This is a genomic window from Phycicoccus ginsengisoli, from assembly GCF_054779295.1.
In genome coordinates this window covers 344,644-366,368 of record NZ_BAAGYN010000005.1, presented here as the reverse complement: position 1 = coordinate 366,368, position 21,725 = coordinate 344,644, and the positions used below count along the sequence as shown (strand labels likewise).

Sequence of the window (21,725 nt, the reverse complement as noted above, 5' to 3'; positions counted from 1 at the left end):
CCGGCCGCCCTCCCGATGGACGTCGTGCCTAGTTGGCGGTGAAGAGGATGTCGACCCAGTAGTTCGTGCCTTGGTAGCTGTTCGAGGGGAACGTGGACGACGACCCGTACGCATACACCCCGTTGCCACCACTGACCCCGTCCGCCAACGCGTGCAGCACCCCGTTGTCCACCCCCGCCGACAACCCACCGTTGTCCGCGGCGTACCCACCCGCCGGAGCGAAGTACGACGCCACGTACACCGTGCCCGCCGTCACCGCCACCGGCGAGGCGAACGTCACCGTCTGCCACCCCGTCGCACTCTCACCACTGAACGTCGCCGACGCCAGCTTGGTCCCCGACGAGGTCCACAACGACCCCACGTGCGTCCCAGTGTTGCCCGAACCCTTGTAGAACCGGATCCCCGTCACCGACCCCGACACGTCAGCCTTGAACTTCACCCCCAGCTCCACCGACGACGGATCCGACACACTCGCCGTCACCGGAGCCGACGAAACCGACCAGATCGAGCACGGCGAGCACGACGGCGCCGATGGGGTCACCGCAGCCGACGCAGCCGACGCAGGCCCCGTCCCCACACTGTTCGTCGCCGACACCGTGAACGTGTACGCCGTCCCGTTCGTCAACCCCGACACTGTCGCACTCGTCGCCGGAGGCGAACCCGACACCACCACAGGCGTCCCCGCCACCGACCCCGCATACGGCGTCACCGTGTACGACGAGATCGCCGCACCACCATCGGACGACGGCGCCGACCACGACACCACCGCCGAGGCGTTCCCCGCCACCGCCGACACCCCCGACGGCGCACCAGGCGCCGCTGCGGCGCTCGTCGTGAACACCACGTCGACCCAGTAGTTCGTGGACTTGTAGGAGTTGGACGGGAAGGTCATCGTCGACCCGTAGGAGTAGACCCCGTTGCCACCGCTGACGCCGTTCTTCAGCGCGTGGAGGGGCGCGTTGTCCACCCCGGCGTTTGCGAAGTAGCTGCTGTCGGAGGCGTAGCGACCGTTTGGCGCGAGGTACGACGCGACGTAGACCGTCCCGGCCGTGATTGCGACGGGTGACGCGAACGTGACCTGCTGCCAACCCGTCGCGCTCTCACCCGTGAAGGTGGCGGACGCGAGCTTGGTGCCCGACGTCGTCCACAGGGCCCCGACGTGGGTCCCGGTGTTGCCGCTGCCCTTGTAGAAGCGGATGCCCTTGACCCAGCCGGCCACGTCGGACTTGAACTTGACCCCGACCGTCAGGCTCGAGGTGTCCGCGGCGCTGGCCGTCACCGGCACGGCGTTCGAGGACCAGAGGGTGCAGGCCGAGCACGTGGTGCTCGGTGCTGCGGGGGTGACCGCGTTCGACGGGGTGGAGGCCGGGCTGGTGCCGACGGCGTTGGTGGCGGTCACCGTGAAGGTGTACGTCGTGCCGTTGGTCAGGCCGGTGACCGTCGCGGTGGCGGCGGGCGGGTTGCCGGTCACCGGCACCGGTGTGCCCGCGGTCGTCCCGGCCCAGGGCGTGACGGTGTAGGAGGTGATTGCGCTGCCGCCCGTGGACGGGACGCCCCACGTCACGGTGGCCGACTTGTCACCGGCCGTGGCGCTCACGCTCGTGGGCGCGCTGGGCGCGGTCGCCGCCGCGTTGCTGAAGACCACGTCGACCCAGTAGTTCGTCGAGTTGAACGTGTTCGTGGGGAAGGTGCTCGTCGACGCGTAGGTGTAGAGGCCGTTCGCACCGCTCGAGCCGTCCTTGAGCGCGTGCAGCGGTGGGCTGTCCACCGCGGAGGCCAAGGTTCCGCCGTCCGCTGCGTAGCCGCCCGACGGCGCCAGGTACGAGGCGACGTAGACGGTGCCCGCCGTGACCGCCACCGGTGAGGCGAAGTTGGCCTGCTGCCACCCGCTCGCGCTCTCGCTCACGAAGGTCGCCGAGGCCAGCTTGGTGCCGGTGGTGCTCCACAGGCTGCCGACATGCGTGCCGGTGTTCCCGGTGCCCTTGTAGAACCGGATGCCGGTGACGGTGCCGTCGACGTCGGAGCTGAACCGCACACCCACCTCGATCGACGAGGTGTCACTGTCCGAGGGGTTGGCCGGCACCGCGGTCGACGGCCAGATCGTGCAGGAGGTGCACGAGGTGGTCGCCACCGGCGTCACCGCGGCGGACGGCGCCGACGCGGGACCGGTCCCGACGCTGTTGGTCGCCATCACCGTGAAGGTGTAGGCCGTCCCGTTGGTCAGCCCGCTGACCGTCGCCCTGGTGGGGGCCGGGCTCCCGGTCACCGTGACCGGGGTGCCGGCGGTCGATCCTGCCCAGGGCGTCACCATGTAGGAGGTGATCGTGGCGCCACCGTCGGAAGGGGCCGTCCAGGTCACCGTCGCCGAGGCGTTGCCTGCCGACGCGGTGACACCGTTGGGTGCACCCGGAGCGGTCGCTGCCACCGTCCGGAAGACGACGTCGACCCAGTAGTTCGTGCCTTGGTAGCTGTTCGAGGGGAACGTGGACGACGACCCGTACGCATACACCCCGTTGCCACCACTGACCCCGTCCGCCAACGCGTGCAGCACCCCGTTGTCCACCCCCGCCGACAACCCACCGTTGTCCGCGGCGTACCCACCCGCCGGAGCGAAGTACGACGCCACGTACACCGTGCCCGCCGTCACCGCCACCGGCGAGGCGAACGTCACCGTCTGCCACCCCGTCGCACTCTCACCACTGAACGTCGCCGACGCCAGCTTGGTCCCCGACGAGGTCCACAACGACCCCACGTGCGTCCCAGTGTTGCCCGAACCCTTGTAGAACCGGATCCCCGTCACCGACCCCGACACGTCAGCCTTGAACTTCACCCCCAGCTCCACCGACGACGGATCCGACACACTCGCCGTCACCGGAGCCGACGAAACCGACCAGATCGAGCACGGCGAGCACGACGGCGCCGATGGGGTCACCGCAGCCGACGCAGCCGACGCAGGCCCCGTCCCCACACTGTTCGTCGCCGACACCGTGAACGTGTACGCCGTCCCGTTCGTCAACCCCGACACTGTCGCACTCGTCGCCGGAGGCGAACCCGACACCACCACAGGCGTCCCCGCCACCGACCCCGCATACGGCGTCACCGTGTACGACGAGATCGCCGCACCACCATCGGACGACGGCGCCGACCACGACACCACCGCCGAGGCGTTCCCCGCCACCGCCGACACCCCCGACGGCGCACCAGGCACCGTCGCGGGGGGCGCGGGCGTGACTGCGGCCGAAGGCGACGACTCGGAACTCGTGCCGAGGGCGTTGGTCGCGGACACCGTGAACGTGTACGCCGTGCCGTTGGTCAGCCCTGTGACCGTCGCTGTCGTGGCGGGCGGGTTTCCGGTCACCGTCACGGCCGCCTGCTTCGTCGAGCCGACGTAGGGCGTGACCGTGTAGGAGGTGATCGCGCTGCCGCCGTTGTAGGGCGCTGTCCAGGTCAGGGTCGCGGAGCCGTCACCGGCCTTGGCCGTGACACCCGTGGGGGTGGACGGTGCCGTTGCTGCACCCGTCGGCGTCACGGCACTGGTCGCGGACGACTGCGGCCCGGTTCCGATCGCGTTGGTGGCCGAGACCTTGAACGTGTAGGCCGTCCCGTTGGTCAGGCCGGTCACCGTCGCCGTCGTCGCAGGTGGGTTGCCGCCCACCGAGACGGGTGTCTGGGCCGTCGTGCCGACGTACGGCGTCACGGTGTAGCTGGTGATCGCGCTCCCGCCGTCGGACGGTGCTGACCAGCTGACGGTGGCCGACCCGTCACCCGCCGTGGCGGTGACGCCGGTCGGTGCGCTGGGTGCCGTGCTGGTGGCACCCGTGGTGAACATGACGTCCACGTAGTAGCCCTCGGACTGGTAGGTGTTCGTCGGGAAGGTGCTGCCGGCGCTGTACTTGTAGACGCCGTTGCCACCACTCACCCCGTCCTTGAGCGCGTGCAGGGGTGGGCTGTCGACGCCGGAGGCCGCGAAGTAGCCGGTGTCGGCGGCGTAGTGGCCGTTGGGCGCGTAGTAGGACACGACGTAGACCTGGCCTGCCGTGATCGCCACGGGCGAGGAGAAGGTCGCCTGCTGCCACCCCGACGCGGTCTCGTTGGTAAAGGTGACGGTGGCCATCCGTGCGCCGGACGCGGTCCACAGGTTGCCGATGTGGGTCCCCGTGTTGAGCGGGGCCTTGTAGAACCGCACGCCGGTCACGTAGCCGTTGATGTCGGCGGTGAACTTCGTCCCGAGCTCGTCCGCGTTCGGGTCGTTCTGGTCCGGCGTGTTCGGCACGGTCGCGGCTGACCAGATCGTGCACGGGGAGCAGACGGTCGCCACGGGTGTGACGGCGTTGGAGGCCGCGGACGCGGGGCCCGTGCCCACCGAGTTCGTGGCTGTGACCTCGAACGTGTACGCCGTACCGTTGGTGAGGCCGTTGACCGTTGCGCTGGGGTCGGCGGTGACGCCCGTCACGGTGGTGCTGGGCTGGGCCGTCGTTCCGACGTAGGGCGTCACTGTGTAGCTGGTGATGGCACTGCCGCCGTCGGACGGAGCCGTCCAGGAGACGACCGCCGAGGCGTTGCCCGGTGTCGCCGTCACGGCGGTGGGCGCGCCGGGTGCCGTAGCCGGTCCGGTGGTCGGGCTGTACATCACGTCGACCCAGTAGTTGGTCGCGGTCGAGCTCGAGGTCGGGAACGCGCTGCTCGAGCCCGTCTTGTAGACGCCGTTCACCGTGCCGTTAACGTCACGCAGCGCGTGGAGCGGGGCACTGTCGACAGTGCTGTACACGTAGGGCGTCGGTGAGGGGTTCGGGTAGAAATAGTCGTCGTCCGACGCGGTATGCCCGACCGGCGCGTAGTACGACGCGACGTACACGCTGTTGGCGTTGATGGCGACCGGGGTCGCGAAGGTGACCTGCTGCCACCCCGAGGCCGTCTCGCCCGTGAACGTGGCGGACGCCAGCTTCGTCCCGCTGGAGGTCCACAGGTTGCCGACGTGGGTGCCGGTGTTCTTCGCCGACTTGTAGAAGCGGATCCCGGTGATGACTCCCGAGGCCTCGGACTTGAACTTGACGCCCACCTCGGTACCGGTGGCACTGCCGGAGTCCGCAAGCGTGGGGGTGAAGGCAGGTCCCCAGATGCTGCAGGTGCACCCCACGTTGACCGTGGTGCCGGCGCCCGGGGTCTCCATGTTGCCGCTGTCGTCGACGGCCCTGGTCCTGATCGTCGTCGTGGGCGAGCCGTGCGCTGTCCAGCTGTAGGTCCAGCTGGTCGTCCCGGTCGCCGGGTGCCAGGTCGTCCCACCGTCGGTGGACACCTCGACGCCTGCGACGACCCCGCCACCGGAGTCGGAGGCCGTGCCGGAGACGGTGACCTTCGCACCGTCTCCCACCGTGGCGTTCGCAGCCGGTGAGCTGACGACGGAAGTCGGGGCCATGGTGTCCGTGGAGGTGGAGGCCGTGGTCAGGCCGCTGAGGAGCGCGTAGGGCTGCATGCCCATGTCGGCGAACAGGTTGACCGTCGCCTGCTGCATGGTGACGTCTGCCGCGGACCCCGATTGGCCGAGGCCGAAGGACCACTGCACGGTGCCGGATCCGAACACCAGGGCGCCGCTCGGTGCGCGGTACAGCGTCATGTTGTGGGTCGCCGACTGGTTGTCCTTGGTCGTCGTGCCGTAGTCGGTGAACACCTGGCTGGAGTTGTACGTCGTGGCCGACAACCTGAAGGCGCCGGCTGGTCGGAAGCCGTTGTCCACGTCCGCGTCCCACTCGTACCCGAGGGTCCCGAGGCCGGCGCCCAGCGTTGCGGTCTGCCCCGACGTCAGGCGCGAGACCGCGGTGTTCCGCCAGAAGCGCAGCTTGCTGAAGGCCGCGGGCACCTGGATGTCGGTGGTGCCCGAGTTGGTGACGAACAGCTGTCCGGTGAGGGCGTTCTGCGGCCTGCCGCCGTCGGAGGGCGGGCTGAACCGTGGGTCCTGCCAGGTGCCCGTCCACGCGACGGGGTCGACCTGCACGTCGTAGTGGGTGTCCTTGTAGCAGACCAGGGTCCGGTTCGCGGTGCTCGTACCGTCGTAGCTCGACTCGAACCGCGTCTTCCAGAAGACCTCGTTGCCGCTGAAGAACGCCAGGTTGACGCCGTGGTCGCGCGCGTTCTCGACGTTCGCGCGCTGCTGGCCCGACCAGTACTCGTCGTGGCCGACGGACATGAACGTCTTGTGGTTGAGCAGGAGCGGCGCAGCGCTCGACTGCGACATGTCCACGCCGCTGGTGTACGAGACGTCGTACCCGTTCGCCTCCATGAAGCGGATCATCGGGTACTCGGCATACATCAGCCAGCTCCGCCCACTGTCGTCCGCGGCGCTGTGGAAGGGTCGGTTGTAGGAGACCTTCGAGGCGCCGGTGTAGGACGCGAGGCTGTTGGGCGGGCAGTTGGTGAGCGTGCACTGGTAGAGGCTGTTGCCGCCGTAGGTGTTGTAGGCCTGCCACGTCTGGTCCGACGTCTGGAACAGCACGTCGGAGTGACTTGCGTCGTTGCGCACGACGAAGACCATCATGCTGCTGCCGCCGGTGTCGTCGCGGACCAGGTGGACCATGTAGACCCCTGAGACCGCCGTGCTCGGCACGGTCCAGGAAGCAGACTCGGCCCAGTTGCCGCAGTCGACCATGCCCGTACCGTCGTTGATGACGGCACAGTTCGGCTGGGTCTGCGGGAGCGTGGCCGTGGGCTTGACACCGGCTTGGATCATCCGCGCGCCGTTGCCCTGGTAGTAACCCATGCGGAGCACGTCGAGGTGGTACGAGTTGGCCGTCGTCTTGATCTTGAAGTGCACGGTGTCGCCGGCCTGCACGCTCATCGACGTCGCGAACCCTTGGATCGTCGCGTCACCGACGCCGGACACGGCCCAGTTGCTGGACGGTGTCCCGGTCTTCGTGTTCTCGCACGCGATCACGTTGACCGGAGCAGCGCAGGGGTCGGCGGCGGCCGCGGGCTGCGCGGACATCACCTGCAGCGGCGCGACGACCGTGGCCGCGGCCGCCGCCAGGGACACCAGCGCGCGCCGCAGCCGGAAGCGCGGCCGTCCTGCCCTCGCGCCGACCGGTGCCGCAGACGACTGGCTTCCCATCATGCCTCCTCGGGCAACTGGCGGTGCCGGGACACCTAGACCGCCAGGATCGAGCGGAGCCTGCGCACAGCGCGTCCGCGGGTGGGGCCGATGCTCCCGATCGGGACACCGAGGGTGGCGCCGATCTGCTCGTAGCTGAGCGCAGGTTCCTGGGCCAGCAGGTTCATGAGACTCCGCCAGGGGGCCGGCAGCGCCTCGAGCGCCTGGCGGGCGAGGCCACCCTGCTCACGGGCGATGCACGCCTCGTCCACGGCGGGCTGCAGCGGGTCGACGCGGTCGAACGCGGCCTGGTCGTCGGCCAGGACGACCCGGCGACGGTCGGCCACCACCCGCAGGGACTCTCGCTGGGCGGTCGTCGAGAGCCAGGAGGCGACGCGCGCCGGTTCGCGCACGTCGTCGATGTGCTCGACCAGCCGCAGCCAGGTGTTCTGCACGACGTCGGCCGCGTCGCTCTCGCTGAGCCCGTGGCGCAGCGCGATCCGCCACAGGAGGGCGACGTACTGACGCACGAGCGCCTCCCACGCTGCGTCGTCACCGTCGGCCGCGGCGCGGACGAGCGCTTCGACCTCGTGGCCCTCCGGTGCAGTCCTCGGGGCGCCCTCGCGCGTCGCGCTCACGACGACCCGGCCTTGAGGGCCCGCCCGGCGGCCACCTCCGCACGCAGCGGGCGCCACCACTGCACCAGCTCGCGCAGGCCGTCCTCGAGCCCGACCTCGGCGGTGAAGCCGAGATCGCGGCGCGCCGCGGTGGTGTCGGCGAGGCGCCTGGTGACGCCGTTGACCGCCCGGTCGGGTCCGTGCGCGACGGACAGGTCCGAGTCCATGGCGCGCAGCAGCGCCTCCGCGAGTCCGAGCAGGCTCGTCTCGGTGCCGCTGGCGATGTTGTAGACGCCGTCGACGACGTCGCTCGTCGCCGCCAGCAGGTTGGCGCGGGCGATGTCGCGCGTGAAGACGAAGTCCATGGTCTGTCGGCCGTCTCCGAAGATGAGCGGCGGCTCGCCGTCGGCGATGCGCTCCATCCACCGCACGAGCACCTCCGTGTACAGGCCGTGGACGTCCATGCGCGGCCCGTAGACGTTGAAGTAGCGCAGGCCGACGTGGTTCAGCCCGTACATCGCGCGGAAGCTGCGGGCCATTCCCTCGTTGAAGGACTTGGCCGCGCCGTAGAACGTGTCGTTGTTGTGGTGGTGGTGCCGCTCGCCGGTCGGGAACTCCTCGGCGAGGCCGTACACCGACGCCGACGAGGCGTAGACGAGCTTGTCGACCTTCGAGCGGGCGGCGGCCTCGAGCACGGTGAACGTGCCGTCGACGAGGACCTCAAGGGCGAGCCGGGGCTCCTCGGCGCACTGGGTGATCCGGATCGCCGCCTGGTGGAACACCACGTCCTTGCCACGAGTGACGTCGTGGACGAGGTCGCGGTCGCGCAGGTCTCCCTCGACCAGCGTGACGCGACCGGCGGCGAGGGCGTCGGCGAGGTTCTCCCGACGACCGCGCACCAGGTTGTCGAGCACGTCGACGTGGACGACACCGGCGTCGAGCAGCTGGTCGACGATGGTGGAGCCGATCGTTCCCGCGCCACCGGTGACGAGGACCGCGGCGCCCTGCAGCGCGGTCACCAGGAGCTCCCGGTGGTGGCGCCGACTCCTTGGGGCAGGCGCCCGGCATACGTCGTCATGCCCACCGCTGCCATGGCACCGGCGCGCCGCTGGCTCTCGCTGGCGGCGTCGAGCACGGACAGGACCCGCAGGCCGGCCCAGCCGTCGGTGAGCGGCGGCCGCCCCTCGGTGACGGCGGCGGCGTACTCCTCGACCATGACGGCGAGCGCCTCGCGCTCCGGGAGGGCGGGGGCGTGCATGTCGCCGAGCCGGTAGTTGACGTTCACCGCCCGCTTGCGGTCGAGCTCGGCGTCCACCGAGGTGAGCTCGAGGTCGACGCCCCGGTCGTAGACCGAGAGTCGCTGCTGGGGGTTGAGGTCGTCCCAGACCACGGTCTTGCGGCTGCCGCCGATCACCATGTGGCGGATCTTGGTGGGGCTGAGCCAGTTGACGTGCACGTTGGCGATCGCATTGCCGGGCAATGGCATCGTGAGGTAGCCGAGGCAGGACTTGCCCGCCCCGATGGGGTCGGCGCCGCGCGCCGAGACCTCCAGCGGCGACAGGCCCTGCGGCAGCACGAAGTCGAGGATCGACAGGTCGTGCGGCGCGAGGTCCCAGAAGACGTCGACATCGGGCTGCACCAGGCCGAGGTTGATGCGCACCGAGTCGACGAACAGGATGTCGCCGAGCTCGCCGCTCTGCACGAGCGCCCGGAGGTGCTGCACCGGCGGGGTGTAGCAGTAGGTGTGGTCGCACATGAGGACTAGGCCGAGCTCCTCGGCGCGCTGCACCATGCACAGGGCGTCCTCGCGGCTCGAGGCCAGCGGCTTCTCCACGAGCACGTGCTTGCCTGCCTCGAGGGCCGCCAGGGCGATCCCGCAGTGTGTCCGCGCCGGCGTGGCGACGGCCACGGCGTCGATGTCGGACCGCGCCAGCAGGGCCTCGACCGAGGTCTCGACGTCCACGGCGCTCTGCGGACCAGCGACCCGCCGGGCGCGCTCTGCGTCGAGGTCGCAGACGGCCACCAACTCCCAGGAGTCGCTGTTCCGGAAGCTGCGCACCAGGTTCGGTCCCCAGTACCCGGCCCCGATGACACCAACCCGCAACGACATCAGTACGCCCCTCTCTCGCGAGCCGGTCCCGGCCCGATGGCCTCACCCTGCCGCCGCGCCACCGGCGGCACATCGGCCCTCTGCAGTAGCCGGGACTCGGGCATCAGTAGGCACCGGTGCCGCGCAGGACGGCGCGTGCGGTGCGGAACAGGATCTGCAGGTCCAGCACCATCGACCAGTTGTCGACGTACCAGAGGTCGAGGCGCAGGCTCTCGTCCCACGACAGGTTGCTGCGGCCGCTGACCTGCCACAGCCCGGTGAGGCCGGGACGCACCCTCAGCCGACGCACCGCGTCCGGCTCGTACGCGTCGACCTCCCGCTGGAGGGCCGGCCGGGGTCCGACGAGCGACATCTTGCCGGCGAGGACGTTGAGCAGCTGCGGGAGCTCGTCCAGGGAGTACCGGCGCAATACCTTGCCGATGCGGGTGACCCGAGGGTCGTCCTTCATCTTGAACATGACGTCGTTGCCGGCGTCCCGCTGAAGGGCGGCAAGCCGCTCCTCCGCATCCACGCACATGGTGCGGAACTTGAGCATGGAGAAGGGCTCGCCTCGCGCGCCGACCCTTTTCTGCCGGAACAGGATCGGGCCCGGGGAGTCGAGCCGGATCGCCAGGGCGATGGTGAGCCCGACAGGGAGCGCGGCCAGCAGCAGCAGGGCCGTGAGCAGGCGCTCCATGGCCACCTTGAGGACACGACGCGCGCCGGACATGACGGGCCGCTCGACGTGCAGCAGCGGCATCCCCGCAGTCGGTCTGATCGACAGCCGAGGACCGGCGACACCGAGCAGGCCCGCCGAGACCACCAGGTCCACCTCCCGCTCCTCGAGCGACCACGCGAGGCGGCGCAGCTCCGGACCGTGCAGGTCCGGGTCGCTGGACACCGCCACGACCTCGGCATCGAACAGGTCGACCGCCGACATGGCCTCCTCGGGATACCCGAACACGGGCACGCCGTTGACCTCGGACGGCACGTCGCCGGAGAGGTCGAGCCCGGAGACGCACGCTGCCACGACGCGCAGACCCTGCTCTGGGGCGCGCTGGATCTCCGCGATCATCGGCGCCACCGAACGCGCGTTGCCGATGATGACGGTCGCCTGCGTCTCAGTTCCCGCGCGCCGGCGCCGGCCGAGGTCGCTGCGCAGGAGGCGGCGCGCGGTCAGCCCGAGGACGACCAGCATCGGTGCGGCGACCAGCGGGATGGCGCGGGGCACGTCGAGCTTCAGACCGTAGGAGACCAGGCCTGCTGCGGCCACGAGGTAGCAGGCCGAGCGCACGACGGCGCGGTACTCCTCGGGCGCGGTCCCGACGTAGCGCCCCTCGTAGCCGTGGCCCAGTGCGAGGGCGCCGACCCACAGGACCGGCATGACGACCCCCGCCACGGCGGTGCGCGTCAGCGACCACCCGGGGAAGGCGAGCATGCCCGTGACGACGCCGGTGAGGACCGACACCACCAGGTCCCCTGCGACGGCGCGGCGACGGTACGCGTCGGCCCACGTGGCGCGGCGCCTCGCTGCCGTCTGCGCGCCCTCGCCGAGCCGTGCCGGCGACGTGAGGCCGGCGATGATGCGGCGACGGCGAGTGCGCTCCGCCGCCTCGCCCGGGTGGGCACGTGCCCGGTGGGTACCGACGTAGGCCTGTCCGGAGAGCCGTCCCTCTGCTCGTCCGGTCCCTGCGATCTCTGCCATCTCCTGCTCCCCCACGACACCTGAAGTGCGTCGCACGCTAGACCCGGCACGACATGCCGGACACCCCCCGACGAGGTAATTCGCTGTGCTGGAAAAGGTTATGCAGCAATGGAATCCGGGACCTACTCCCGGGACCCGATGGTGGGGTGGACCCCTCGACTACACCACTCGACGGACCCGTCTCGGCTGTGTGGTGGAGACGCGGCACGACAGCCCGACGCAAGCGGGGAGCAGCACCACCAAACGCAGGGATCGAGCCCCCGGCCGCTCGGCGGAATCGCGCGGCGCCGCCTCGTGACCACGCCGGAAAAATGGTCACTGACTAGTCACTGACCATCCGCGGGCGCCGAAATCGGCACACTCGGCGCCGACCGGGACGGCTCAGGCGGGACCGATCCGCCTGCCTCAGGCCGGACCGTGCCGACAGCTTCAGCCGCACTGAGCGGCCAGGCTCAGGCCGGGCTGTGGAACTTCTGCTGGGCCACCGTCAGGCCCTGGGTCACGAGCAGCTCGACCGCATCCGCCGCGTCGCCGACGAGGAACGGCAGCTCCTTGCGCTCGACCGCCGAGAAGTCACGCAGCACGAAGTCCGCCGGGTCCATCCGGCCGGGCGGCCGGCCGATGCCGACCCGCACCCGCAGGTAGTCCTTCGTCCCGAGCGCGGAGGAGATCGAGCGCAGCCCGTTGTGCCCGCCCTCGCCTCCACCCTGCTTGAGCCGGACGTCGCCGGCCGGGATGTCGAGCTCGTCGTGCACGACGACGAGGCGGTCCGGCTCGACCGAGAAGAACTTCATCAGGGCCTTCACGGGCCCACCCGACTCGTTCATGTAGGAGGAGGGGACGGCCACCACCGCCCGTGGGCCGGGCAGCCCGCCGGGCAGCGTGCCGACCCGGATCGTGGTGGCCGAGGCACGGGCCTTGTGGCTCGTCAGCCGCGCCGAGCCACGGGACGCCAGCTCGTCGACGACCATCGCGCCCACGTTGTGCCGGTTGCCGGCATACCGGGGTCCGGGGTTCCCCAGGCCCACCACCAGCCACGCGTCGTCGCCCACGGGCCGCAAGTATGCCGGACCGTCCCCTCGGCCCCGTCCGTCGCCCCCACCCCACCCGCGCAACACGGCAGTTGCTGGCACGAAACGGCACTCAGGAAGTCCCGTTTCGCGTCAGCAACTGCCGTTTCGTCGGCCCGGGGGACGGCGGAAGGCCGGGACCCGGTCGGGTCCCGGCCTTCCGGCGGTGCTGGGGTGAGGCGTCAGCCCTCGGTGGACTCGCCCTCGGCCTCGGTGGCCTCGGCGGACCCACCCTCGGCGGGAGCGGTCTCCTCGGCAGCCTCGCCGGCCTCCTCGTGCTCGATGCCGGCCTCGGCCTCGGCCTCGGCGAGCTCGGCCTCGAGAGCCTCGGCGGAGACCTGCTGGGTGACGTTGACGACGAGGGTGTCGCCGTCGACCGCGAGGACCGCGCCCTCGGGCAGGGTCACGTCGGAGGCCTTGACCTGGGTGCCGGCCTCGAGCCCGTCGACGGAGACGACGATGTTCTCGGGGATGTGGGTGGCCTCGACCTCGAGCTGCAGGGTCTGGGCGTCCACGGTGACGACGGTCTCCGGGGCGGCCTCGCCCTCGACGTGGACGGGGACGTCGACGGTGACCTTCTCGCCACGGCGGACGATGACCAGGTCGACGTGCTCGATGACCGGCTTGATCGGGTCGCGCTGGACGTCCTTGGCCAGGGCCAGCTGCTCGTCACCGTCGACGACGATCGTGAGGACGGCGTTGGCGACCTTGAGGGCCAGCATGGTGTCGTGGCCGGGCAGGGTGATGTGCAGCGGCTCGGCGCCGTGGCCGTACATGACCGCGGGGATCTTGTGGTCGCGGCGGATCTTGCGGGCGGCGCCCTTGCCGAACTGCGTGCGCTTCTCGGCGACGAGCTTGGTGATCTGGGACACGGGAACTCCTGTGACGTCGGGGGGATCTCGAGGATGCGGTGGGCCTCGACGCGGGGCGCAGCACGGAGGCTCCACCGCGTCGATCACGGACGGTGACGGCGGGCCACCATGGACCGGCCGTGCTGTGTCCCTCGCCGAGGCAACCCCGAGAGTCTAGGCGACGCCCGCGGGGAGAGGGAAATCCGCCTCCCCCACCGGGTCGGCGAGCGCGAGCCGTCGTGCCCGTCGAGCCTCCCCGGCGCGCACCGCGACGACGCCGAGCAGGATGAGCACCCCGCCGCCGAGCTGCATCGGCCCGGGCAGCTCGGCGAGCAGCACCCAGGCGAAGAGCACCGCGAAGAGCACCTCGGTCAATCCCACGAACGACGCCACCGTGGACCCCAGGCTGCGCGCCGCCACGATGCCGAGCAGGTATGCCGCGGCGGCCGCGACGAGCGCCAGCTCACCGATCGCCACCCACCAGGGGAGCTGGGCGCCGCGCAGCGTGACGTCCAAGGCGGCAAACCGCATCGGCAGCACCCCCACCAGCCCGAGGACGCCCAGCACCGCCGCCCCGGCGACCATCCCGAGGCCCGCCAGCCCGACCGGGGGCAGGCCCGAGTCGTGGGCCGCGAGGACGAAGTACGTGGCCAGCCCGGTGGCGGCAAGCAGGCCCCACAGGACGCCGACGAGGTCGGGCCGGGCCTGCCCCGACAGGTCGAGGACGAGCACGAGACCCGCGATCGCCAGGACCACGCCCAGCGCGGTCAGGGCGCCCGGCGAGCGGCGCGTGCGCAGCCACACCCAGAGCACGACGAGGACGACCCCGAGGTACTCCAGCAGGAGGGCGACCCCGACGTCGAGCCGCTCGACCGCGTAGAAGTAGGTCACCTGGCAGCCCGCGACGGCCACCGCGCCGTAGGCGACGACGGCCCCGACGTTGCGGCGCAGCAGGTGCCACCGGCCCCGCATCGCGAGGGCGGCCGGCACGGCGAGCGCCACCGCGGCCCCGGCCACCCGCAGGAGGACCACGGCGCCCGAGCTCCATCCCTCGACCAGCAGCGGCTTGGCGAACGGGCCGCTCGTGGCGAAGGTCGCGGCCGACGCGAGGGCGAACCACAGCCCCACGCCGGTGCCGGGTGGGCGCTGGGCCATGGGCCTGCTCCTGTCAGGGGTGTGGACGTCGTATGCTCATGACGGTAGCGATCCGCCGCGTCAGGAGTCAAGATGCTGTTCGCCCATGACACCGAGGTCGCGCTGCGCGGTGCCGCGGCGCTGGTCAACACGGCTGCCACCCTCCCGACCGACACCGACGACCTCACGACGCCCGCCGAGCTCGACGCCTTCGTCCGCGAGTGGAGGTGGACCGGGTCGCGCACCGGGGACCTCGCCGAGCTCGAGGCCGTCCGCGCACTCCGGCCGCGACTGCGCGCCCTGTGGGCGGCTGACACGCAGGAGGCGGTCGCCATCGTCAACGACCTCCTTGCCGAGGCGCACGCCCTCCCCCAGCTGGTGCGCCACGACGAGTGGTCCTGGCACCTGCACGCCACCCCGCCCGAGGCGCCGCTCGCGACGCGGATGGCGGTCGAGGCCGCGATGGCCATGGTCGACGTGATCCGCGCCGACGAGCTCGACCGCCTGCGGACCTGCGCCGCCGACGACTGCGAGGACGTCGTGGTCGACCTCAGCCGGAACCGGTCCAAGCGCTACTGCGACGGGACCTGCGGCAACCGCGCCAACGTCGCGGCCTACCGGGCCCGTCGCGCCGGCAGCGCCTGAGGGCCGGCCGGCCAGGAGGCGCGAAGGGCGTTGCGGCTCAGGCGCGGCCGTCGAAGAGACTCGTCACCGAGCCGTCCTCGAAGACCTCCTGGATGGCGCGGCTGATGAGCGGGGCGATCGACAGCGTCGTGAGCTTGTCGAACTCGTGCTCGGCGCCGATCGGGAGCGTGTCGGTGACGATCACCTCCCGCGCCTGACAGGCCTTGAGCCGGTCGACGGCCGGGCCCGAGAGGATCGCGTGGGTGGCGGCGATGACGACGCCGGCGGCACCGTCGGCCATGAGGGCGTCGGCCGCCTTGGTGATGGTGCCGGCGGTGTCGATCATGTCGTCGACGAGGACGCAGACGCGGCCCTCGACCTCGCCGACGACCCGGTTGGCCACGGTCTCGTTCGGCCGGTCGATGTCGCGGGTCTTGTGGATGAAGGCCAGCGGAGCGCCTCCGAGCCGCTCGGACCACTGCTCGGCGACCTTGATCCGGCCGGCGTCCGGGGAGACGACCGCCAGCTGCTCGTGGCCGTACTTCTCCCGCACGTACTCGGACAGGATGGGCAGGGCCATGAGGTGGTCGACGGGGCCGTCGAAGAAGCCCTGGATCTGGGCGGTGTGGAGGTCGACCGCCATGAGCCGGTTGGCACCCGCGGTCTTGAACAGGTCGGCGACGAGCCGGGCCGAGATCGGCTCGCGGCCGCGGTGCTTCTTGTCCTGCCGGGCGTAGCCGTAGAACGGCAGCACGACCGTGATCCGCTTCGCCGACGCGCGTTTGAGGGCGTCGATCATGATGAGCTGCTCCATGATCGCGTCGTTGATCGGCACCGTGTGGCTCTGGATCACGAACGCGTCCGAGCCGCGCACCGACTCCTCGTAGCGGACGTAGGTCTCGCCGTTGGCGAAGTCGTAGGCGCTGGTCGGGACGAGCTCGGTGTCGAGCATCCTCGCGACCTCCCGCGCCAGCTCGGGGTGGGCGCGCCCCGAGAAGACCATGAGGTTCTTCTCGGTGGTCCTGAGGATGCCGGTCACGCCTGGTCCCGTCCTTCGCTGGTGGAGTCGGTATGCCGCGTGGCCGCCTCGGCCGCGGCGGCGGTCCGGGTGCCGGCCCGAGAGCGCGCCACCCAGCCGTCGATGTTGCGCTGTCGCCCACGGGCGACGGCGATCTGGCCCGGGTCCACGTCACCGGTGAGGGCCGACCCCGCGCCGACGTAGGCGCCGTCGGCCACGGTCACCGGTGCGATGAGCACGGTGTCAGACCCGACGAACGAGTGCTTCCCGATGGTGGTGTGGTGCTTGGCGACCCCGTCGTAGTTGGCGAAGATCGTGCCGGCGCCGATGTTGGCGCCTTCCCCGATCGTGGCGTCGCCGGCATACGTCAGGTGCGGCACCTTGGCACCCTCGCCGATCTTGGCGTTCTTCGTCTCGACGAAGCCACCGATCTTGCCGCCCGCACCGAGCTCGGTGCCCGGCCGCAGGTACGAGAACGGCCCGACGGTCGCGCGGGGACCGATCACGGCGAGCTGCGCCTCGGTGCGCTTGACCTCCGCGCCGTCGCCGACCTCCGTGTCGCGCAGCGTCGTGTCGGGGCCGATCGTCGCGTCCGCGCCGACCACGGTCGCCCCGAGCAGCTGGGTGTTGGGCAGGAGGGTGGTGTCGCGGCCGATGGTGACGTCGGCGTCGATCCAGGTGGTGGCCGGGTCGAGGATGGTGACGCCCTCGCGCATCCACCTCTCGGTGAGCCGGCGGTTGAGCTCGCGGCCGAGCCGAGCGAGCTGCACCCGGTCGTTGACGCCCTCGGTCTGCCAGAGGTCGTCGACCACGTGGGCGCTGACGCGACCGCCGCCCTCGCGGGCCAGGCCCAGGACGTCGGTGAGGTACTTCTCGCCCTGGGCGTTGTCGGTGCCCACGGAGGCCAGGTAGGTGCGCAGCACCGCGGCGTCGAACGCGTAGATGCCCGAGTTGATCTCGGTGATCGCCCGCTGCTCCTCGGTGGCGTCCTTCTGCTCGACGATGCCGACGACCGAGCCGTCCTCGCCACGAAGGATCCGGCCGTAGCCGGAGGGGTCGGCGAGGTGGGCCGTGATGACGGTGACGGCGCTGCCCGACTCCTCGTGGTGGGCCACCAGCGTGTGCAGGGTCTCGCCGGCGAGCAGCGGGACGTCGCCGTACGTGACGAGCACGGTGCCGTCGAGCTCGGGCAGTACCTGCAGGGCGCACTCGGTCGCCCTGCCGGTGCCCTTGACGTCGTCCTGGTCGGCGATGACCGCCTCGGGGTCGACCTCGGCGACGTGCGCCGCCACGAGGTCGCGCTCGTGCCGGACGACCACGGCGAGGTGCTGCGGCCCGACCTCACGCGCTGCGGCGATCGCGTGGCCGAGGAGCGAACGGCCACCGAGGCGGTGGAGCACCTTGGGGGTGGCGGACTTCATCCGGGTGCCCTCACCAGCGGCGAGGACGATGACGGCGGCAAGGCGGGAACCGCCTGCAGGGGTGCTCACGCGCGAACGCTCCAGGGTTCTGGTCGGGTGCGTCGGTCGTCGTCATGCTACCGGTCGGTCGGACCCCCGAAGGCCGCCGCCTCAGACGGCCGGCGTCGGGGCCGCGACGTGCGCGGGGACCGACCCGGCCTGCTCGGACGGCATGAGGATCCACAGCACGGGGTAGATGAGGATCTGGCTCCCGGGTACGACCATGAGGAGCAGGACGAACAACAGGCGCGCCGGCCACGGGTCGATGCCGAAACGGCGGCCGAGGCCTGCGACGACACCGCCGAGGAGCCGGCCGTCACGGGGCCGGACGAGCCCCTGCTGGGCGAAGGTGGTGTGGACGTCGTTCATGGGGAGCACTTCCTCTGTCGGTGCCGGGGCCTGTCTGTCCCTGGCTACCTCCAACCCTGCTCCGGGCGACGGCTCGTGCCCATCGGGTGCTCCCCTGGGCGCACCCCGAACCGGCGTCCGCTCGCTCAGGGTCGCTCGGCTCCCCGGGTAGGAGCCGGCCGGCCGCCCCACCTCGTTCCTCGGTACGGCGGTCGCCCTCCCAAGGTTCCTACCCGGGGCGCCGGCCCGCTCCGCTCGCTCGGCTCCCCGGGTAGGAATCGAACCTACGTCGCTTGTCCTGATTCAAAGTCAGGCGGGCCCTGCCAGCAGACCAACCGGGGAACGGCCCCCGGAGGCGCCGGTCACAGGGTATCGGGGTCCGGGCAGCAGGCTGGCCGGCGGACGAGGCCGGTGATGACAACCTACGCGAACGTAGGTTACGTTTTCGTAGGTTCGCAGCGCCGCGACTGGACGACCCACGGAAAGGTCCCCCATGACGACCGTGACCCCCTCGGCCCACGGCTCGGGCACGGCCCGCCCGGCCACCTCGACCACGGCCCCGACGACGCCACAGGCCGAGCGCAAGGGCAACGGCGAGCAGCTGACCCTTGCCCTCTTCATCGGCGTCCCGTTCCTCGCGCTGCTCGCCGCCGTCCCGGTCGCCTGGGGTTGGGGCCTGGGCTGGCGCGACGTGGTCATCGCCCTCGTCATGTACGCCGTCGCCGGCCACGGCATCACCGTGGGCTTCCACCGCCACTTCACCCACGGTTCCTTCAAGGCCACGAGGGGTCTCAAGATCGCCCTCGCGGTGGCGGGCACGATGGCGATCGAGGGTCCGGTCGTCCGCTGGGTCGCCGACCACCGGCGGCACCACGCCTTCTCCGACCGCGAGGGTGACCCGCACAGCCCGTGGCGCTACGGCGAGACCATCCCGGCCCTGGCGAAGGGGCTCTGGTGGGCGCACACCGGCTGGCTCTTCGACGTCGAGCAGACCCCCCGCGGCAAGTACGCCCCCGACCTCATGGCCGACGAGGACCTGAGGAGGGTCGACCGCGCCTTCCCGTGGATCGTCGCCACCTCGATGCTCCTGCCCGCCCTCGTCGGGGGCCTGTGGTCGATGAGCTGGCAGGGCGCCCTCACCGCCTTCTTCTGGGGCTCGCTCGTCCGGGTCTCCCTGTTGCACCACGTCACCTGGTCGATCAACTCCATCTGCCACACCATCGGCGAGCGCCCGTTCCGCAGCCGCGACCGGTCGGGCAACGTCTGGTGGCTCGCGTTCCTGTCCATGGGCGAGTCGTGGCACAACCTGCACCACGCGGACCCGACCTGCGCCCGGCACGGCGTGGAGAAGGGCCAGATCGACTCCAGCGCCCGCGTCATCCGGCTGCTCGAGAAGGCGGGGTGGGCGTACGACGTCCGCTGGCCCGTCGCCAAGCGCCTCGACGCGCGTCGCGTCGAGGCCTGACGCCGCAGCCCTCCACCATTCGGCGTAGGGCTGCGCGGCCGCGCACTGGTAGAACGCTGGCAAGGGCTCGCCGAGCCGCCACCGCGTCTCGTCGCCGTGGTGGATCACGGCGCGCGCAGGCGCTTCGCACGGGGGTAGCACGGGGATGGGTGCAGGGACGACGGACGTGGGCTCTGCCCTCGGCGGGAAGCTGCGCGCGGTGCTGGACGAGCTCGACCTGGACCTGGCCGGCCGGGTGGTCCTCACCGAGGCGGCCACAGGCCCGTACGTGGTGACCGCCCTCCTGGCGGCCCTGGCGGGGGCCGAGGTCTTCGCGTTCGCGAAGGACACGGCCTACGGGACGGCCGAGCGGGCGATCGACGCCACCCGCAGCGCGGGGTCCGGCCTGGACCTGCGCCACGAGGTCACCTACCTCACCGAGCTTGCGCCCGAGGTGGTCGCGGCCGCCGACGTCATCACCAACAGCGGCCAGCTGCGGCCCCTCGACGAGTCGCTTCTGAGGCACGCCAAGGACTCCGTCGTCCTGCCGCTCATGTACGAGGCGTGGGAGTGGCGCGAGGGCGACCTCGACCTCGCCTATGCCCGCCGTCGCGGCATGACGGTGGGCGCCACCAACGAGCGCCACCCCGGCGTGGACGTCTTCGGGTACCTCGGCGACATGGCGGTCAAGCAGGTGTTCGACGCCGGGACCACGCCGTACCGCAACCGGTTCGTCCTCGTCGCCAACAACGACTTCGGGCCCTACATCGCCCGGGTGCTCGGCCGCGTCTGCGCCGGCCTGGCCGTCGTGGCGCCCGACGAGCAGCGCAACAGCTACGCCGACCTGCCCGGCGTCGACTGGGTCGGGGGCTTCCCCCAGGTCCGCCTCCCCGCGGCCTACCGCGCCGCCGAGGCTGTCGTCTTCACGGCGTACCCGTTCGACCGGACCTGGATCGGCCACGGCGCCCCCATCGACGTCGCCGGGCTCGCCGCGTCGCTGGATCACCCCCTCGTCCTGAGGTATGCCGGGGACGTCGACGTGCCCGCTCTCGAGGCCCACGGCGTGCGCTGCTTCCCCGCGGTCGTGCCCTCGGGGCACATGGGCGTACTGCCGTCCGCGGTCGGCTTCGACCCCGTCATCCGCCTGCAGGCCGGCGGCCTGAAGTCTGCGGAGGCCATGCTGACGGGCCGGCACGAACACGCGGGCGTCCCGGTGGTCGAGCTGCTGTGACGACCCCCGAGCCGATCGTCGCGATCGGGCGCTCGCGCCTGCTCCACGACTCCGTGGAGCACCTCGCCGGGGCAGGTCACCGGGTCGCTGCGATCGTCACGGCGCCGGCGTCGGCCGAGTACGACGTCGGGCCCGAGGAGTTCGCGGCCCTGGCACAGCGGCTGGGCTGCGAGTTCGTCCTGGTCGAGCGCGGGGGCCTCCCGCCGGAGGTCGTCGGTGCGCTCGAGCGGCACCGGGTGCGGGTCGGGATCAGTGTCAACTGGCAGTACGTCCTGCCGGGTCACGTCCTGGACGCCTTCCCTCTCGGCCTGCTCAACCTGCACCTGGGGAACCTGCCCGACTACAAGGGCAACGCCACGGTGAACTGGGCGATCCTGCGCGGCGAGAAGAGCATCTGTGCTGACGTCCACAAGATGGCCGTCGAGCTGGACGCGGGCGACGTCATCGCCCGCTCCCTCATCCCCATCGATGACACGACCTACGTCGGCGACGTGCTCGCGCGGGCGGCGCAGCTGGCGCCCGGGCTGTTCCGGCAGGCCCTCGAGAACCTCGCCCGGGACCCCGCGCACTGCGTGGTCCCTGGTTCGCCCGAGGGCCTGCGCTGCTTCCCCCGGCTCCCGGAGGACGGCCTGCTCGACTGGACGCGATCCGCCGTGGACGTCGCGCGCCTGGTCCGCGCCTCCTCCCGCCCCTATCCCGGCGCCTTCACCTTCCTCGGGGGCCGTCGTGTCACGGTCTGGCGCGCCGCGGTCTCGGGACGCAGCGACCTCCTCGCCGTGCCCGGCCACGTCCTCGGTCCGGGCTCGACGTCGTCGTCACTGCTCGTGGCGTGCGGCGAGGGGGCCCTCGAGCTGCAGGAGGTGGCCGTCGACGGGCACGCCGTCGAGCCCTCGACCCTCACCCGCAGCATCCGGGCGCGCTTCTCCTCGTCCGGAGCGCACGGTGCGCGGCACGCCACCGATTCGCACCGGCGGCCCGGAGCACCCGGCATACCGGCAGAATGGTGAGGTGAGCGACACCCAGGGGGCACCGGCGACGAGCGCCGCGCGGCTG

Annotated in this window: 15 protein-coding genes and 1 tRNA gene; 4 read left to right on the top strand and 12 right to left on the bottom strand. The window is 71.4% G+C overall.

Annotated elements, in window-relative coordinates; all coding sequences use genetic code 11:
* Positions 1–28: 28 nt before the first annotated feature.
* From ACYVDO_RS10995 to ACYVDO_RS10960, 8 genes are all read right to left on the bottom strand, one after another.
* On the bottom strand, positions 29–7,102 hold the full coding sequence (locus ACYVDO_RS10995; protein WP_460935703.1) for a DUF4082 domain-containing protein: 7,074 nt from the start codon (positions 7,100–7,102) through the stop codon (positions 29–31).
* 35 nt (positions 7,103–7,137) lie between these two features.
* Positions 7,138–7,719, bottom strand: coding sequence for an RNA polymerase sigma factor (locus tag ACYVDO_RS10990; RefSeq protein ID WP_460935701.1), 582 nt, complete (start codon positions 7,717–7,719; stop codon positions 7,138–7,140).
* A complete protein-coding gene (locus ACYVDO_RS10985) occupies positions 7,716–8,717 on the bottom strand; it encodes an NAD-dependent epimerase/dehydratase family protein (RefSeq protein ID WP_460935698.1) in 1,002 nt (333 codons plus the stop codon). Before ACYVDO_RS10985 ends, ACYVDO_RS10990 begins: the two co-directional genes overlap by 4 nt.
* A complete protein-coding gene (locus ACYVDO_RS10980; RefSeq protein ID WP_460935696.1) occupies positions 8,714–9,808 on the bottom strand; it encodes a Gfo/Idh/MocA family protein in 1,095 nt (364 codons plus the stop codon). The genes ACYVDO_RS10985 and ACYVDO_RS10980 overlap by 4 nt, the downstream gene beginning before the upstream one ends.
* Positions 9,809–9,911: 103 nt before the next feature.
* Complete coding sequence (locus ACYVDO_RS10975; protein WP_460935693.1) at positions 9,912–11,492, bottom strand: sugar transferase; 1,581 nt, start codon at positions 11,490–11,492, stop codon at positions 9,912–9,914.
* Between the two features lie 452 nt (positions 11,493–11,944).
* Entirely contained in the window at positions 11,945–12,544 is a 600-nt protein-coding gene (gene pth, locus ACYVDO_RS10970; protein ID WP_460935691.1) for an aminoacyl-tRNA hydrolase, read from the bottom strand.
* Positions 12,545–12,744: 200 nt separating this feature from the next.
* Positions 12,745–13,434, bottom strand: coding sequence for a 50S ribosomal protein L25/general stress protein Ctc (locus ACYVDO_RS10965; RefSeq protein WP_460935688.1), 690 nt, complete (start codon positions 13,432–13,434; stop codon positions 12,745–12,747).
* Between the two features lie 153 nt (positions 13,435–13,587).
* Complete coding sequence (locus ACYVDO_RS10960; RefSeq protein WP_460935686.1) at positions 13,588–14,568, bottom strand: EamA family transporter; 981 nt, start codon at positions 14,566–14,568, stop codon at positions 13,588–13,590.
* Between the two features lie 72 nt (positions 14,569–14,640).
* Here ACYVDO_RS10960 and ACYVDO_RS10955 point away from each other — a divergent pair, with 72 nt between their 5' ends.
* A complete protein-coding gene (locus ACYVDO_RS10955; protein WP_460935684.1) occupies positions 14,641–15,192 on the top strand; it encodes a CGNR zinc finger domain-containing protein in 552 nt (183 codons plus the stop codon).
* A gap of 37 nt (positions 15,193–15,229) precedes the next feature.
* Here ACYVDO_RS10955 and ACYVDO_RS10950 read toward each other — a convergent pair whose 3' ends face one another.
* The 4 genes from ACYVDO_RS10950 to ACYVDO_RS10935 form a co-directional block, all read right to left on the bottom strand.
* The gene (locus tag ACYVDO_RS10950; RefSeq protein ID WP_460935682.1) at positions 15,230–16,210 is read right to left on the bottom strand and encodes a ribose-phosphate diphosphokinase; all 981 of its coding nucleotides are present in this window, start codon (positions 16,208–16,210) and stop codon (positions 15,230–15,232) included.
* Positions 16,207–17,679 carry a bifunctional UDP-N-acetylglucosamine diphosphorylase/glucosamine-1-phosphate N-acetyltransferase GlmU gene (glmU, locus tag ACYVDO_RS10945; RefSeq protein ID WP_460935679.1) on the bottom strand — a complete coding sequence of 491 codons (1,473 nt, stop codon included), beginning with the start codon at positions 17,677–17,679 and terminating at the stop codon, positions 16,207–16,209. Before glmU ends, ACYVDO_RS10950 begins: the two co-directional genes overlap by 4 nt.
* Before the next feature lie 81 nt (positions 17,680–17,760).
* On the bottom strand, positions 17,761–18,018 hold the full coding sequence (locus tag ACYVDO_RS10940; RefSeq protein WP_460935677.1) for a PspC domain-containing protein: 258 nt from the start codon (positions 18,016–18,018) through the stop codon (positions 17,761–17,763).
* 242 nt (positions 18,019–18,260) lie between these two features.
* A tRNA-Gln gene (locus ACYVDO_RS10935) sits at positions 18,261–18,339 on the bottom strand.
* 151 nt (positions 18,340–18,490) lie between these two features.
* Here ACYVDO_RS10935 and ACYVDO_RS10930 point away from each other — a divergent pair.
* The 3 genes from ACYVDO_RS10930 to ACYVDO_RS10920 all read left to right on the top strand — a co-directional run bounded on the left by ACYVDO_RS10930 (position 18,491) and on the right by ACYVDO_RS10920 (position 21,679).
* Positions 18,491–19,462, top strand: a complete 972-nt coding sequence (locus tag ACYVDO_RS10930; RefSeq protein WP_460935675.1) for an acyl-CoA desaturase — start codon at positions 18,491–18,493, stop codon at positions 19,460–19,462.
* Positions 19,463–19,628: 166 nt separating this feature from the next.
* Positions 19,629–20,672, top strand: coding sequence for a hypothetical protein (locus tag ACYVDO_RS10925; protein WP_460935673.1), 1,044 nt, complete (start codon positions 19,629–19,631; stop codon positions 20,670–20,672).
* Positions 20,669–21,679 (top strand): methionyl-tRNA formyltransferase, encoded by a 1,011-nt coding sequence (locus ACYVDO_RS10920; RefSeq protein WP_460935670.1) that lies wholly within the window; start codon positions 20,669–20,671, stop codon positions 21,677–21,679. Before ACYVDO_RS10925 ends, ACYVDO_RS10920 begins: the two co-directional genes overlap by 4 nt.
* Positions 21,680–21,725: the final 46 nt, after the last annotated feature.